This window comes from Ancylobacter sp. IITR112, from assembly GCF_041415945.1.
Taxonomy (GTDB): Bacteria; Pseudomonadota; Alphaproteobacteria; order Rhizobiales; family Xanthobacteraceae; genus Ancylobacter.
Genome location: NZ_JBGCUS010000001.1, coordinates 3,530,663 through 3,544,262 on the forward strand (window position 1 = coordinate 3,530,663; position 13,600 = coordinate 3,544,262).

Consider the following 13,600-nt stretch of genomic DNA (forward strand, 5'->3'; position numbering starts at 1 on the left):
GAATAGGAGGGGCCGGCGTGGTTAAGAACAGGTTAGCGCCGCCGCCCGTTCAGGCCTTGTGATAGGGATGGCCTGCGAGGATCGTCGTCGCGCGGTAAATCTGCTCGGCCAGCATGACGCGGACGAGCTGGTGGGGAAAGGTGGCGCGGCCAAAGGCGATCAGCCGGTCCGCCCGCCCGCGCACCGCCTCACTCAGCCCGTCCGCTCCGCCAATGACGAAGCTCAGCGAGCGCGACCCCCGGTCGCGCAGCGCGGCGAGGTCGGCGGCGATCTGTTCGCTGGTCATCTCCGCGCCGCGCGGGTCGAGCGCGATCACCGCCCCCGCATCGGGCAGGGCGGCGAGCAGCGCCGCGCCCTCCTCGGCCATGCGGTCCTCGGGCCGGCGCGCCGCGCTCTCGCCGATCTCGGTCACGTCGGGCCCGGAAAGGCCGAGCGCCCGCCCGCCCTTGGCCGAGCGGTCGAGATAGCGCGCGCACAATTCCCGTTCGGGCCCGGCCTTCAGCCGGCCGACCGCGAGAAGGATGAGCCGCAAGACGCGCTCAGCCGCGCGTCAGCGTCGCCGGGCCGCCGGGAATGGCGGCCGACCACATCTTCTCGATATTGTAGAATCCGCGCACTTCCGGCTGGAAGATGTGGACGATGACATCGCTCGCATCAATCAGCACCCAGTCGCAGGCCGGCAGGCCTTCGACGCGCACGCCGGAAACGCCACGGCCCTTGAGCGCCTCGACGAGGTGCTCGGCAATGGCGCCGACATGGCGCTGGTTGCGGCCGGAGGCGACGACCATGTAATCGGCAATGGTCGTCTTGCCGCGCAGTTCGATGGAGACGACGTCCTCGGCCTGGTCATCATCGAGACGGGCGAGTACGAGGGCAAGAATCTCCTCGGCGTCGAAGCGCGCGTCGGAGACAGGTGCAGTCGCCGGGCTGGTGTCGGCCGCTGCAAGCGCCATGATGGACAGGGGTCCTGATCCTCTCGTCTTGACCGCAGGCCCCGGACGGACCTTCCGCACCGGGCCTGCCGGTTAAGGATAATGCGGATGGGCCCGATCTTCAACCGGGGGCCCCCGCCTCACTCCGCGCCCAGGCCCGCCAGCGTGAGCACCAGCCCGGCGCCACTGAGCCCGACGAGGAACACGGCATAGGCTCCCTGCGCGGAGTCCGCGCGCAGGAAGCGGCGCGCCTGCCGCTCGCCCCGCGGCGGCAGGGCGATGACGAACAGCACTGCGGCGGTGAGGATCAGGGCGGCGCCGATGATCAGTCCGGTCATGGTCTCTTCTCCCGTGGATCAACTGGGGGACGGGGCGAGCGCGCGCGCCCGCCGTGTGAGTCGCAGGCCGAAGGCGAGGCCGAGGCCGGCGGCGGCGAGCGAGGCGATCAACACGCCGAGCTTGGCCGCGCCGAGCAGCGCGGGATCGGCAAAGGCCAGCGTGGCGATGAAGATCGACATGGTGAAGCCGATGCCCGCGAGCAGGCCGACCAGCAGCACCCCGGCCCAGCTCACGCCCGGCGGCAGGCTGCCCCAGCCGGCGCGCACCACCAGCCAGCTCGCGGCGACGACGCCAAGCGGCTTGCCGATCACCAGAGCGACCACCACCCCGGCCGTGACGGCGAAGGCATCCGCGCGGCCGAAATCGACCCCGTCGAGGCTAACCCCGGCATTGGCGAGGGCGAAGATCGGCATCACCCCATAGGCGACCCAGGGGTGCAGCACCATCTGCACCCGGGTCACCGGCGGCGTCATCTCGCGCTGGGCGATGGCGAGGCGGCGCAGGGCGGGCAGCAGGCTCGCCGCATCGGCGCTGCGCGCCGCCTTGCCGCGTATATCGTCGAGAGCGCGCTCCGCCGCGTGCAGCGCCGGCTCGCGCCCCCGCCCGGGCACCACCGGGGTGAGCATGCCGAGCATCACGCCGGCGAGCGTGGGGTGCGCGCCCGCCTGCAGCAAGCCGATCCACAGCACCGCGCCGGGCACGATATAGGCCCAGGCCGAGCCGATCCCGGCAAGCTGCAGCGCCACCACCATGACGATGCCGGCGAGCCCGACCAGAAGGCCGGCCGGGTCGATGCCGCCGGAATAGAACAGCGCGATGATGAGGATCGCGGCGATATCGTCGATGATGGCGAGCGCCAGCAGGAAGACGCGGAGATTGGAGGGAATGGAGCGGCCGAGGATCGCCAGCACGCCGACGGCGAAGGCGATGTCGGTCGCGGTCGGCACCGCCCAGCCTTCGATCTGCCCCGGCGCACTGTTGAGCGAGACATAGATCAGCGCCGGCACCGCCACGCCGCCGACCGCCGCCGCCATCGGCAGCACCGCCGCGCGCAGCCGGGACAGCGCGCCTTCATGAATCTCCCGCCGGATCTCCATCCCGACGACGAGGAAGAACACTGTCATCAGCGCGTCATTGACCCAGAAATGCAGCGACTGCGAGACGGTGAAGCCGCCAAGGCCGAAGCTCAGCGGGGTGTGCCAGAGATCGTGATAGCTCTGTGCATAGGGCGAATTGGCCCAGATCAGCGCGATCGCCGCCGCGGCCAGCAGCACGAGGCCGCTCACCGCCTCGATATGCAGGAAACGCTCGGCGGCATGGAAGGCGCGCTCGGTGGCGAGGCGCGCACGCGCGCTGGTGCGACGATAAAGGCGTGACGGCATGCGGCAGGTCCCGCGCGGCGGCCCGACCTGCGCTTACCTGCCCCGGCTGCGGGATGCAGCCGACGACACCCGGGAAGTGTTTTAGGCAAGCGGGCGACGAATTTCCAGACCTAACGGAAGGTATCGGCGCGCTTTCCGGCGCGGCGGCGCCTTGGCGCGGTCCTGGAGCCTGATCGGACCCGATTGCATTAGTCTGGTCGGCAAATCCGTCTCCGAATTCTGGCTCTAGCGTCGCGTGGCTCCCGCCGCCCGCTGCGCCGCGAAAGCCGCGATGAGCGCCATCAGCGCCAGCAGCGGCAGGCTCGTGCGCACCGCCGCCAGCAGGCCGGCGCCGTCGCTCGCCAGCCAGTCCCTCGCGCTTCCCGTCTCCACCTTGAGCCGCCACGTCAGCACGCTCGCCCCGGCCGCGACGCCGAGGCTGGTGCCGAGCACCCGCATGAGGTTCAGCAGCGACCCCGCCGCCCCGGCGAGGCCGGCGGACACCGCCGCGAGGGTCGCCGTGCTGTTGGGCGCCACGAACAGGCCGAGCCCGAAACCGATCAGCAGGAAGGACACCGTGTCCCAGATATGATGATCGGGTGATCGGCCGAAGGTGAGCCAGAGCATGGCCAGCCCGGCAAGAGCGCAGGCCATGCCGACGGGTCCGATCCAGCGGCCGAGCACGGCGCGGACCGCATGGCTGAACGGCGCGGTAAGCCCGAGCGCCACCGGCACCAGCGCCAGCCGCAGCCCCGCCTCGCGCGCGCTTTCGCCATAGCCATGGGCAAGGCCGAAGGACATGAGGAAGAACACGCCATAGAGCAGCGCATAGCCCAGCACCACACCCAGCACCCCCCAGCGGAAGGCGCTCGCGGTGAACAGGCGCGGGTCGATCAGCGGCGCGGCGGTGTGCGCTTCGCGCCGCCGCAGCGCCCAGAGCAGCAGCGCCGCGACGCAAAGGCTCGCCAGCGTCAGCGGCGAGGCGAGCCCCCAACTGGAGACATGGTTGAGCGTCGCCACGAGGAGGATCAGCGCCGGGCCGATCAGCAGCGCCCCACCCCAGTCGAAGGCGGGTTTTTCTCCGCCCACCGCCCCACGCGGCAGAGCGAGCCAGCCGGCGAGAATGGCCAAGACGCCGAAGGGCACGGTGAGGCCGAAAATCCAGCGCCAGCCCAGCGCCTCGACGATGAAGCCGCCCAGCGCCGGGCCGGCGCTCATGCCCACCGCCTGCGCCGCCGCGAAATAGCCCAGCGCCCGGCCGCGCGCCGCCTCCGGCACCGCCTGCACCAGAATGGCGATGCTGTTGGCACCGAGCAGCGCCCCGCCCATACCTTGCAGGAAGCGGAAGGCGACGAGCTGGCCGAAACTCTCGGCCAGAGCGCACAGCGCGCTGGCACTGATGAAAAGTGAATAGCCGGCAATATACAGCGTCTTGCGGCCATGGATCTCGCACAGCCGGCCGAAGATCGGCAGAAAGGACGCGAAGGCGAGGAGATAGGACAGCGCCACCCAGCTCACCTGCTGCAGCGGCGCGCCGAAGGCCCGCCCCAGAGCGGGGAGCGCCAGTTGCACGATGGTGGCGTCGAGCTGGCCGACAAAGGCGCCGATAGAGACGAGGCCGACCACGAGCCAGGGATGCCAGCTCTGGCGCTCCAGTGCGGCGAGCGGCGCCGGCTCCTGAAGAAGCCGGTTCAGGGAGAATACCATCGGGCACCGCGAGGCATGGCTGGGGGAACGGTTGAGGGAGGAACGGAGCACCAGTCTGGCACGCCCCGCTGCCCCTCGCCAGATCACCGTCCGCCGCGCGCCTACGCTTGCGCGCGCAGCTGGGTCGAGGACAGCGGCGATTTCAGCCCGTGCAGGAACACCCAGGCCGGCGGGCGCAGCAGCGGCAGCGCGGCGGCCTCGCTTTCCCGCACGTGCCAGCGCGCCTGCGCCGCCGGGCTCGCCATGGCGGGGAAGGTGCAGCCGGGTGCGCTAGAGGCGGCCCGAGCCACTCTCTTTCATCCGGGTGACCTTGTAGACGTTCCCCTCTCGGTCGTAGGTGGTCCACTCTCCCACCTGCCGGCCCTTGTCGAACGTACCGGAGCGCAGCCGCGTGCCATCCTTGCGGAACCACTCCCATTCGCCGACGGGAACGCCGTCAACGGTTTGCCCGCGCGACCACAGGCTGCCGTCGCGGTGGGTCTTGGCAAAAGGCACGGGAGGCGAGGTCATGAGCGGCTCTCCTGTGCTTTACGGGCAGGGATGCAAGCATACTCCGGCGGGGGCTCGGCCGAAGCCTCACCCCCCTCCCGTATCCGTGTCGAGGACAACGGCGATTTCAGCCCGTGCAGGAATACCCAGGCCGGCGGCGGCAGGGTGGCGAGCGCGGCGGCCTCGCTTTCCGGCACCCGCCAGCGGGCCAGCGCGGTGGCGGCGGGGCTGGCCATGGCGCGGAAGGTCGAGCCCGGCCGGTCGATGACGGCGATCGGCACACGCGCCGCGATGTCCCGCCAATGCTGCCAGCGGTGGAAGCTGGCGAGATTGTCCGCCCCCATCAGCCAGACGAAACGCACACCGGGAAAGCGCCGCACCAGCGCCGCCACCGTGTCAAAGCTGAAGCGGGTGTCGAGCCCCGCTTCCAGCCCGGTCGGCACCAGCGCCGGATGGTCGGCCATGAGGCGCGCCTGTTCCAGCCGCTGGCCAAGCGGCGGCAAGGCGCTGTTGTCCTTCAGGGGGTTGCCGGGCGTCACCAGCCACCACACGCGGTCGAGCCGCAGCCGCTTCAGCGCCAGCAGGCTGGCGGCGCGGTGCGCCTCATGCGCCGGGTTGAAGCTGCCGCCATACAGCCCGACCCGCATCCCCGGCGCCAGTGGCGGAATGCGGGCGAAGGGCGGCGGCGGGGTCACGTGACCTCTCCCCGATGGGGAGAGGGAGCATCCGCGCGGCCGGTCAGCGCGGGCATGTCACGGCCGGATCTGGCCGGTGCCGCGCACGCGGTATTTGAACGAGGTCAGCTGCTCGGCGCCCACCGGCCCGCGCGCATGCATGCGCCCGGTGGCGATGCCGATCTCGCCGCCGAAGCCGAATTCGCCGCCATCGGCGAACTGGGTGGAGGCGTTGTGCACCACAATGGCGGAATCGACCTCATTGAGGAAGCGCTCGGCGGTGGCGGCGTCCTCGGTGAGGATGGCGTCGGTGTGGTGCGAGCCATGCGTCTCGATATGGTCGATCGCCGCCTCCACCCCGTCCACCAGCTTCACCGAGATGACGGCGTCGAGATATTCGGTGCGCCAGTCCTCGTCGCTGGCCTCGGTCACGCGCGGGTCCACCGCCCGGGTGGCGTCGTCGCCCCGCACGGCGCAGCCTTCCTCCAGCAGCATGGTGACGAGCGGGGCGAGCAGGCGGGAGGCGTCCGCCCGGTCCACCAGCAGCGTCTCCGCCGCCCCGCACACACTGGTGCGGCGCAGCTTGGCGTTCTTGACGATGGCGAGCGATTTTTCCAGATCGGCGGCCTTGTCGACATAGACATGCACCAGCCCTTCGAGATGGGCGAACACCGGCACGCGGGCCTCCGCCTGCACCCGGGCGACGAGGCTCTTGCCGCCGCGCGGCACGATCACGTCGAGGTTGCCGCCGAGCCCGGCCAGCATCTCGCCCACCGCCGCGCGGTCGCGGGTCGGCACCAGCTGGATCGCGTCGGCGGGCAGGCCGACGCTGGTGAGCCCTTCCACCAGCGCGGCATGGATGGCGCGGGAGGAATGGAAACTGTCCGAGCCCCCGCGCAGGATCACCGCATTGCCGGCCTTCAGGCACAGGCTGCCGGCATCCGCCGTCACATTGGGCCGGCTCTCATAGATCACGCCGATGACGCCGAGGGGCGTGCGCACGCGCTCCAGCCGCAGCCCGTTGGGCCGCTCCCAGCTTTCCGTCACCTGCCCCACCGGGTCGGGCAGCGCGGCGATCTCCTCCACCGCGCGGGCGATGGCATCGAGCCGAGCCTCGTTCAGCACCAGCCGGTCCTGCAGCGCGGCGCTCATCCCCGCCGCGCGGGCGGCGGCGAGGTCCTGTTCATTGGCGGCGAGAATGGCGGGCGCCTGGTCGCGGATCGCCTGGGCGGCGGCGCGTAGCCCCGCCTCCTTCACCGCGGCGGAAGCCAGCGCCAGCGTGCGGGCGGCGGCGCGGGCGCGCGCGCCGATCGCCGCCATCACCGCCGCCACATCCTCGCCCTCCGGCCCGCGCGGCGCCGGCGCGCCGGCAACGGACGCGGAGACGGTGGCGGGGCGCAGGGCGGAGGAGGCGGTCATGATGTCACCCGTTCGAGTTCAGAGGGCGCTAAAAGCGGGCGCCCTCTCTACCACGAAGCGGCGGCGGGGCGCCAAAAGCAATTGGCCATCGTTGCGGCTCTTTACCATATCGCACCCGCGAGGCTTGCCATTTGCGCGCCGGCATCCGATGTCACGGCGCAGATGCCTGCCCTGCCGGACGCATCCGCGAGGAGACCGTCGCCTTTGTTCCGCGCCTTCGACATCGCACTGGACGCCTTCTGGCGCTTCGTCGAGGATGACGGCTGGGCGATCGCCAGCCACATCGCGCTGTCGGCGCTGATGTCGCTGTTCCCGTTCCTCATCTTCGTGACCGCGCTCGCCGCCTTCTTCGATTTCAAGAATCTGGCGGATGAGACCGTTCAATTGATGCTGGAAGCCTGGCCCTCGCAGGTGGCGGACCCGATCGGCCGCGAGATCCGCAACGTGCTCACCCAGGTGCGTACCGACGTACTGACCATCGGTGTGGTGCTGGCGATCTATTTCTCCTCCAACGGCATTGAGAGCCTGCGCATCGGGCTGAACCGCGCCTATGGCATGCGCGAGGCCCGCGCCTGGTACTGGCTGCGCCTCGAATCCATCGGCTATGTCGTGGTCGGCGCCGCCGGCCTGCTGGCGCTGTCCTTCCTCGTGGTGCTCGGCCCGGTACTGTGGCTGGCGGCGGTGCGCTATGTGCCGGCGCTGGAGCCCTTCGGCTGGGTCATCACCTTCCTGCGCTACGCCGCCACCTCGGTGATCCTGATCGTGGCGCTGGTGGTGGCGCATATGTGGCTGCCGGCGGGGCGGCGCAGTCTGTCGCAGGTGCTGCCGGGCATATTGGTGACGCTCGCTTTGTGGCTCGCCGCCGGTGCCGCCTTCGGCCGCTATCTCGCGGAATTCGCCGGCAATTACGTCACCACCTATGCCGGCCTCGCCTCGGTGATGATCGCGCTGGTGTTCCTCTACACCACCGCCTCGATCTTCGTGTATGGCGGCGAACTCAACGCCGCCATCCGCCGCGCCCGCGAGGGCCGGCTCTAGAGTGCGATCCGATCAGATTGAATCAAGCTGATCGGTAAATCGCCCTCTAACTCCAAGGTAGAGAGTGCGATCCGATCAGATTGAATCAAGCTGATCGGCGCGTGCTCTGACGCGAACAGCGGAACCTCCCCGCCCTCCCGCCGCTTGACCAAGGTCAAGGCCCCCGGCCCTGCCAGGGTGCCCAATGGCCCGGTGAGTTGCGAAGGGAAGGAGGCTCGAATGAGCACCAGCTACGACAAGATCAGGATCGAACAGGGCGCGTGGGTCGTCGTCTGCGACGGGCGCAAGGCGCTGATCCTGTGCAACAAGGGAGACGCCACCTTCCCCAATCTGCGCACCCATGAAGTGCACGAGCAGGAAAACCCGCCCACCCGCGAACAGGGCACCGACCAGCCCGGCCGGGTGCACCAGTCCGTCGGCTCGGCCCGTTCCTCGGTTGAGCCCACCGACTGGCAGGAGGAGGGCGAGCGCGCCTTCATGCGGCAGGTCGCCGCCCGGCTGGAGACGGCGGTGACAGGGGGCGAGGTGAAATCGCTGATCATCGTCGCTGCCCCGCGCGCGCTCGGCGCGCTGCGCCCGCATTTGTCCAAGGCGGTCGCCGACATCATCGCCGCCGAGGTCGACCGCGACATGGTCAAGCTGCCCGTCTACGAGATCGAGAAGCATCTCGCCGCCTGAGCCTCATCGGGCTCCGCCGCGCCCCGGTTTCGCCCGGCGCGCGAACAGGTTTACCCTTGCCCCGCCGCCGGCCCCCGGCGGCGGGGTTTTGCGTCGGTGGCCGCGACGCCTTGAGGCTGTCGCCGGTGAACCTGCGCCGCGCCTCGCCCGTATTGCCGCCGGACTGGCCCGCCCGCCGACCACGAGCCTGTGAAGGAATCCTGATGAAAACCCTCTCCTTCTTCCGCCTCGTCCTCGCTGTCGGCCTGTGCCTCGGCGTCGGCGCGCTCGGCTCGCTCACCACCACGCCGAAGATTCCCACCTGGTATGCCGGGCTGGTGAAGCCGTCCTGGACCCCGCCCGACTGGGCCTTCCCCATCGCCTGGACCACGCTCTATGTGCTGATGGCGGTCGCGCTGTGGCGGCTGTGGCAGTTGCACGCGCCCACCCCGGAGCGGCGCCGCGCCATCGGCCTGTGGCTGCTGCAACTGGCGCTGAACGCCGCGTGGTCGCCGATCTTCTTCGGGCTGGAAGCGCCGGGCGCGGCGCTCATCGTGGTGCTGGCGCTGTGGCTCGCCATCGCCGCCACGATCGGGGCCTGCCTGCGGATCGACCGCATCGCCGCATGGCTGCTGGTTCCCTATCTTGCCTGGGTGTCCTATGCCACCTCGCTGAACGCGGCCATCGTGGCCCTGAACTGAGCGCCCCGCCGGCGCTCCCGGAGACTCTCGATGGATCTCGTCACCATCGCCAAATTCATCGTCCTGCCCATCGCCCTCGGCGCGGTGGCGGTGGTGCTGCTGCTCGGCCTCGCCAATATGGCGCGCGGCGGCTCGCCGCAGCGCTCGCAGAAGCTCATGCAATGGCGCGTGCTGCTGCAGGCGGTGGCGCTGTGCTTCGTGCTCATCACCATCCTGCTGATGCATCAGAGCTGAGAAGGTTTCATGGTCGTCCTCAACCGCATCTACACCCGCACCGGCGACGACGGCACCACCGCGCTCGGCACTGGCGAGCGCCGGCCGAAATATGATCTGCGCGTCGCCGCCTATGGCACGGTGGACGAGACCAATGCGGTGATCGGCGTCGCCCGGCTGCACACCGGGGCCGACCCCGCTCTGGCCGATATCGACGCGGCGCTGGCGCGCATCCAGAACGACCTGTTCGATCTCGGCGCCGATCTCGCCACGCCCGAGACCGGGGAAGACCTCGGCTACACCCCGCTGCGCATTGTCGCCGCGCAGGTCGACAAGCTGGAGCGCGACATCGACACGCTGAATGCGGGCCTCAAACCGCTGCGCTCCTTCGTTCTGCCGGCCGGCACCCCGGCGGCGGCGCATCTGCATGTCGCCCGCACCGTCTGCCGCCGGGCGGAGCGCATGGCGGTGGAGCTTTCCGCCACGCTGGGCGAATTCGTCGCGCCGGAAGCGGTGAAATATCTCAACCGCCTGTCCGACCTGCTCTTCGTCATGAGCCGCCTCGCCAATGCCCGCGCCGCCGGCGAGGGTGAGGCGGGCCAGGAAAACGCTGGTGACGTGCTGTGGGTGCCGGCGGCGGGGCGGGAGTGAGCGGCCCGGCGGAGGCGACCGATGCGCGGCCCCGCGTGTTCGGCACGGCGGACAGCGTCTATGTCCGCATCGTCCGCCTGGCGCTGATCGAGAAGGGCGTCGACCACACGCTGGTGAGCGTCGATCCTTTCGCGCCGGAAGGCCTGCCGCCCGCCTATCGCGCGCGCCACCCCTTCGGCCGGATTCCCGCCTTCGAGAATGACGGCTTCCACCTCTACGAGACCGGCGCCATCACCCGCTACATCGACGAAGCCTTCGCCGGCCCGCCGCTGATGCCGGACGAGGTGCGGCTGCGGGCGCGCGCCAGCCAGATCATCAGCCTCGCCGATGCCTACGCTTATCGGCCGCTGGTCTGGGGGGTCTATGTCGAGCGGATGGAAAAGCCCGCGCAGGGCGAGCAAACGGATGAGGCCCGCCTCGCCGCCGCGCTCACTGAGGCCGACACCTGCCTTGCCGCCCTCATCGCGCTCATGGAGGGCGGGCCGTTCCTCGCCGGCGTGCGGCTGAGCCTTGCCGATCTCCATCTCGCGCCGATGGTCTCCTATTTCCAGCAGGCACCCGAAGGCGCGGCCCGGCTCGCCGCCCATCCCGGCCTTGCGGCGTGGTGGGCGCGCATGATTGCCCGCCCCTCGCTGCGGCAGCTCGGCCTTTCCGCCGGCTGAGCGGTCCCTTCGGCCCCCGATGGCGTTTTCGCCCGTGAAGCGGCAATGTGGTGCCGCGTCGCGCCCGCGCCGCCTTCCGCGATTCGCTGTGCCCGCGCCATGCTCATTCCCTTCAACGACGACAACCCGCTGGAAGGCATCACCCACGCCTATGTCACCTGGGCGCTGATCGCGGTGAACGTGCTGGTCTTCGTGCTGGTGCAGCATGGCTACCGGGCCGAGCTCGACATTCCCTCCGCCTTCGGCTTCGGCGCCATACCCGCCGTCGTGACGCATGCCGCCGTATTGCCGGAGGAATATGTGCGCCTGCCGGCCGAACTCACCCTCGTCACCTACATGTTCCTGCATGGCGGCTGGCTGCATCTGGCCGGCAACATGGCCTTCCTCTGGGTGTTCGGCGACAATGTCGAGGACGCGCTCGGCCATGCCCGCTTCCTGCTGTTCTATGTGCTGTGCGGGGTGGCCGGCGGGCTCGCCCATTCCCTCGCCGTGCCTGATTCGGCCTCGCCGCTGGTCGGCGCCTCGGCGGGAATATCCGGGCTGGTCGGCGCCTATCTGATGCTGCACCCCAATGTCCGCATCTGGGTCTTGATGTTCCTGCGCGTGCCGCTGCGTGTGCCGGCCATCTGGCCGCTCGGCGCCTGGATCGCCTTCCAGCTGTGGAGCCTGTTCCAGTCCGGCGACGAGGAAACCGCGTGGTGGGCGCATATTGCCGGCCTCGCCGCCGGGGCGGTGCTCATCGTCTTCCTGCGCCGGCCGGGCGTGCCGCTGTGGGTGATGACGCGCGACGGCACGCCGGACGGGCGCCCGCCGGTGTAATCGTCACCCGCGCACGCCGCGCGCGGCGTTGACAGTGCGGGGGCCGAATCCTAGGTTGCCGGCGCTTTTCGCAGGCCGCTCCCGCCCCCCAGGCTCCCGCTCCCAAGTGCCCTCTTACGGCTCCTTGCGCGGCCCTGGCAGGCGGCGCCGCCTGCCCCAACGGCTGCCAGAGGCGGGGTCGCTCCCCTCGCCCGGGGGAGACAGGTGATGAAGATCCTCGTGCCCGTGAAGCGGGTGGTCGACTACAACGTCAAGATCCGCGTCAAGGCCGACGGTTCCGGCGTCGAACTGACCAACATCAAGATGTCGATGAACCCGTTCGACGAGATCGCCGTCGAGGAGGCGCTGCGCCTCAAGGAGGCGGGCAAGGCGACCGAGGTGGTCGCCGTCTCCATCGGCCCGGTGAAGACCGACGAGACCATCCGCACCGCGCTGGCCATGGGCGCGGATCGCGGCATCTGGGTGAAGACCGACGAGGCCGGCATCGAGCCGCTCACCGTCGCCAAGCTGCTGAAAGCGCTCGTCGCCAGCGAGGGCCCGTCCCTCGTCATTCTCGGCAAGCAGGCGATCGACGACGACTGCAACCAGACCGGCCAGATGCTCGCCGCCCTGCTCGGCTGGCCGCAGGCGACCTTCGCCTCCAAGGTCGTCGTCGGCGACGGCACGGTTGATGTCACCCGCGAGATCGACGGCGGGCTGCAGACGCTGCGCCTCGCTTTGCCGGCGGTGCTGACCACCGATCTGCGGCTCAACGAGCCGCGCTACGCCTCGCTGCCCAACATCATGAAGGCGAAGAAGAAGCCGATCGAGGAAAAGACCGCCGCCGAACTCGGCGTCGACCTCGCCCCCCGGCTGGAAATCCTCGCCACCACCGAGCCCGCCGGCCGCACCGGCGGCATCAAGGTGGCCTCCGCGGCCGAGCTGGTCGGCCATCTCAAGCAGGCCGGAGTACTCTGACCATGGCCACCCTGCTCTTTGCCGAACATGACGACGCCAGCCTGAACCCCGTCACCGCGCGCGCGCTCACCGCCGCGCTGGCGCTCGGCGCCCCGGTGCATGTGCTGGTGGCCGGCGCCAATGCCCGCCCCGCCGCCGAAGCCGCCGCCAAGCTCGCCGGCGTCGCCGAGGTGCTGCTGGCGGATGATCCCGCTTATGCCCATCGCCTCGCCGAGCCGGTGGCGGCGCTGGGCGTATCGCTCGCCAAGGACTATGGCGCGCTGGTCGCCCCCTCCACCGCCTTCGGCAAGAGCGTGATGCCGCGCATCGCCGCGCTGATCGACGTGATGCAGGTCTCCGACGTGATCGCCGTCGTGGCGCCCGACACGTTCGACCGGCCGATCTATGCCGGCAACGCCATCCAGCGCGTGCGCGCAACCGATGCCACCAAGGTGCTCACCATCCGCACCGCCTCCTTCGCCGCCGCCGGCGAGGGCAATGCCGCGCCGATCCGGGTGATCGAGGGCGGCGCCACCGCCGCCGGCGCCAGCTTCCTCGCCGAGGAAATCGCCGCCAGCGCCCGGCCGGAACTCACCGCTGCCCGCATCATCGTCTCCGGCGGCCGGGCGCTCGGCTCGGCCGAGCAGTTCCACGCCATCGTCGAGCCGCTGGCCGACGAGCTCGGCGCGGCGGTCGGCGCCTCGCGCGCCGCGGTCGATGCCGGCTACGCGCCGAATGACTGGCAGGTCGGCCAGACCGGCAAGGTGGTGGCGCCCGATCTCTATGTCGCGCTCGGCATATCAGGCGCCATCCAGCATCTCGCCGGCATGAAGGATTCCAAGGTCATCGTCGCCGTCAACAAGGATGAGGACGCGCCGATCTTCCAGGTGGCGGATTACGGGCTGGTCGGCGATCTGTTCGAGATCGTCCCCCAGCTCAAGTCCGAAATAGCTAAGGCAAAAGCCTGACGGGACATTATACTGCCGGCTCCGCAGGGGCAGA

18 protein-coding genes are annotated in these 13,600 nt (G+C 70.1%); 9 read left to right on the plus strand and 9 right to left on the minus strand.

From position 1 onward, the window contains the following. Nucleotides 1-49: 49 nt before the first annotated feature. From rlmH to AAC979_RS16820, 9 genes are all read right to left on the minus strand, one after another. Entirely contained in the window at nt 50-532 is a 483-nt protein-coding gene (gene rlmH, locus AAC979_RS16780) for a 23S rRNA (pseudouridine(1915)-N(3))-methyltransferase RlmH (RefSeq protein ID WP_371348040.1), read from the minus strand. A 7-nt stretch (nt 533-539) separates the two neighbouring features. Continuing rightward, on the minus strand, nt 540-953 hold the full coding sequence (gene rsfS, locus AAC979_RS16785) for a ribosome silencing factor (RefSeq protein ID WP_371348041.1): 414 nt from the start codon (nt 951-953) through the stop codon (nt 540-542). 119 nt (nt 954-1,072) lie between these two features. Beyond that, complete coding sequence (locus AAC979_RS16790) at nt 1,073-1,270, minus strand: hypothetical protein (RefSeq protein ID WP_371348042.1); 198 nt, start codon at nt 1,268-1,270, stop codon at nt 1,073-1,075. Nucleotides 1,271-1,288: 18 nt separating this feature from the next. Then, nucleotides 1,289-2,653, minus strand: coding sequence for a Na+/H+ antiporter NhaA (gene nhaA / locus AAC979_RS16795; protein WP_371348043.1), 1,365 nt, complete (start codon nt 2,651-2,653; stop codon nt 1,289-1,291). Nucleotides 2,654-2,878: 225 nt separating this feature from the next. Beyond that, nucleotides 2,879-4,339, minus strand: coding sequence for an MFS transporter (locus AAC979_RS16800; protein WP_371348044.1), 1,461 nt, complete (start codon nt 4,337-4,339; stop codon nt 2,879-2,881). 101 nt (nt 4,340-4,440) lie between these two features. Continuing rightward, the gene (locus AAC979_RS16805) at nt 4,441-4,629 is read right to left on the minus strand and encodes a hypothetical protein (protein ID WP_371348045.1); all 189 of its coding nucleotides are present in this window, start codon (nt 4,627-4,629) and stop codon (nt 4,441-4,443) included. Beyond that, the gene (locus tag AAC979_RS16810; RefSeq protein ID WP_371348046.1) at nt 4,610-4,849 is read right to left on the minus strand and encodes a toxin-antitoxin system YwqK family antitoxin; all 240 of its coding nucleotides are present in this window, start codon (nt 4,847-4,849) and stop codon (nt 4,610-4,612) included. The genes AAC979_RS16805 and AAC979_RS16810 overlap by 20 nt, the downstream gene beginning before the upstream one ends. Continuing rightward, nucleotides 4,846-5,475 carry a nicotinate-nucleotide adenylyltransferase gene (locus tag AAC979_RS16815; protein ID WP_371349087.1) on the minus strand — a complete coding sequence of 210 codons (630 nt, stop codon included), beginning with the start codon at nt 5,473-5,475 and terminating at the stop codon, nt 4,846-4,848. Before AAC979_RS16815 ends, AAC979_RS16810 begins: the two co-directional genes overlap by 4 nt. A gap of 105 nt (nt 5,476-5,580) precedes the next feature. Beyond that, complete coding sequence (locus tag AAC979_RS16820) at nt 5,581-6,822, minus strand: glutamate-5-semialdehyde dehydrogenase (protein ID WP_371349088.1); 1,242 nt, start codon at nt 6,820-6,822, stop codon at nt 5,581-5,583. Nucleotides 6,823-7,125: 303 nt separating this feature from the next. Between AAC979_RS16820 and AAC979_RS16825 the strand changes: the two genes are divergently transcribed. The 9 genes from AAC979_RS16825 to AAC979_RS16865 all read left to right on the plus strand — a co-directional run bounded on the left by AAC979_RS16825 (nt 7,126) and on the right by AAC979_RS16865 (nt 13,566). Beyond that, nucleotides 7,126-7,959, plus strand: coding sequence for a YihY/virulence factor BrkB family protein (locus tag AAC979_RS16825; protein ID WP_371348047.1), 834 nt, complete (start codon nt 7,126-7,128; stop codon nt 7,957-7,959). Between the two features lie 219 nt (nt 7,960-8,178). Next, the gene (locus tag AAC979_RS16830) at nt 8,179-8,637 is read left to right on the plus strand and encodes a host attachment protein (RefSeq protein WP_371348048.1); all 459 of its coding nucleotides are present in this window, start codon (nt 8,179-8,181) and stop codon (nt 8,635-8,637) included. A 203-nt stretch (nt 8,638-8,840) separates the two neighbouring features. Then, entirely contained in the window at nt 8,841-9,317 is a 477-nt protein-coding gene (locus AAC979_RS16835; RefSeq protein ID WP_371348049.1) for a TspO/MBR family protein, read from the plus strand. A 30-nt stretch (nt 9,318-9,347) separates the two neighbouring features. Continuing rightward, on the plus strand, nt 9,348-9,551 hold the full coding sequence (locus AAC979_RS16840; RefSeq protein ID WP_371348050.1) for a twin transmembrane helix small protein: 204 nt from the start codon (nt 9,348-9,350) through the stop codon (nt 9,549-9,551). A gap of 9 nt (nt 9,552-9,560) precedes the next feature. Next, a complete protein-coding gene (locus AAC979_RS16845; RefSeq protein WP_371348051.1) occupies nt 9,561-10,181 on the plus strand; it encodes a cob(I)yrinic acid a,c-diamide adenosyltransferase in 621 nt (206 codons plus the stop codon). After that, nucleotides 10,178-10,843: a glutathione S-transferase family protein gene (locus tag AAC979_RS16850; protein ID WP_371348052.1), complete on the plus strand. Its 666-nt coding sequence runs from the start codon at nt 10,178-10,180 to the stop codon at nt 10,841-10,843. The genes AAC979_RS16845 and AAC979_RS16850 overlap by 4 nt, the downstream gene beginning before the upstream one ends. Before the next feature lie 99 nt (nt 10,844-10,942). Further along, nucleotides 10,943-11,662 (plus strand): rhomboid family intramembrane serine protease, encoded by a 720-nt coding sequence (locus tag AAC979_RS16855; RefSeq protein ID WP_371348053.1) that lies wholly within the window; start codon nt 10,943-10,945, stop codon nt 11,660-11,662. 207 nt (nt 11,663-11,869) lie between these two features. Next, nucleotides 11,870-12,619 carry an electron transfer flavoprotein subunit beta/FixA family protein gene (locus AAC979_RS16860; protein WP_371348054.1) on the plus strand — a complete coding sequence of 250 codons (750 nt, stop codon included), beginning with the start codon at nt 11,870-11,872 and terminating at the stop codon, nt 12,617-12,619. Nucleotides 12,620-12,621: 2 nt separating this feature from the next. After that, entirely contained in the window at nt 12,622-13,566 is a 945-nt protein-coding gene (locus AAC979_RS16865) for an electron transfer flavoprotein subunit alpha/FixB family protein (protein ID WP_371348055.1), read from the plus strand. The last annotated feature ends 34 nt before the right edge of the window (nt 13,567-13,600 follow it).

Bases quoted from the DNA above. Each gene is read 5' to 3' on its own strand.
- rsfS (WP_371348041.1), bottom strand. From the start codon at position 953: ATGGCGCTTGCAGCGGCCGACACCAGCCCGGCGACTGCACCTGTCTCC.
- AAC979_RS16790 (WP_371348042.1), bottom strand. From the start codon at position 1,270: ATGACCGGACTGATCATCGGCGCCGCCCTGATCCTCACCGCCGCAGTG.
- nhaA (WP_371348043.1), bottom strand. From the start codon at position 2,653: ATGCCGTCACGCCTTTATCGTCGCACCAGCGCGCGTGCGCGCCTCGCC.
- AAC979_RS16800 (WP_371348044.1), bottom strand. From the start codon at position 4,339: ATGGTATTCTCCCTGAACCGGCTTCTTCAGGAGCCGGCGCCGCTCGCC.
- AAC979_RS16810 (WP_371348046.1), bottom strand. From the start codon at position 4,849: ATGACCTCGCCTCCCGTGCCTTTTGCCAAGACCCACCGCGACGGCAGC.
- AAC979_RS16815 (WP_371349087.1), bottom strand. From the start codon at position 5,475: ATGCGGGTCGGGCTGTATGGCGGCAGCTTCAACCCGGCGCATGAGGCG.
- AAC979_RS16820 (WP_371349088.1), bottom strand. From the start codon at position 6,822: ATGGCGGCGATCGGCGCGCGCGCCCGCGCCGCCGCCCGCACGCTGGCG.
- AAC979_RS16830 (WP_371348048.1), top strand. From the start codon at position 8,179: ATGAGCACCAGCTACGACAAGATCAGGATCGAACAGGGCGCGTGGGTC.
- AAC979_RS16835 (WP_371348049.1), top strand. From the start codon at position 8,841: ATGAAAACCCTCTCCTTCTTCCGCCTCGTCCTCGCTGTCGGCCTGTGC.
- AAC979_RS16840 (WP_371348050.1), top strand. From the start codon at position 9,348: ATGGATCTCGTCACCATCGCCAAATTCATCGTCCTGCCCATCGCCCTC.
- AAC979_RS16845 (WP_371348051.1), top strand. From the start codon at position 9,561: ATGGTCGTCCTCAACCGCATCTACACCCGCACCGGCGACGACGGCACC.
- AAC979_RS16855 (WP_371348053.1), top strand. From the start codon at position 10,943: ATGCTCATTCCCTTCAACGACGACAACCCGCTGGAAGGCATCACCCAC.
- AAC979_RS16860 (WP_371348054.1), top strand. From the start codon at position 11,870: ATGAAGATCCTCGTGCCCGTGAAGCGGGTGGTCGACTACAACGTCAAG.
- AAC979_RS16865 (WP_371348055.1), top strand. From the start codon at position 12,622: ATGGCCACCCTGCTCTTTGCCGAACATGACGACGCCAGCCTGAACCCC.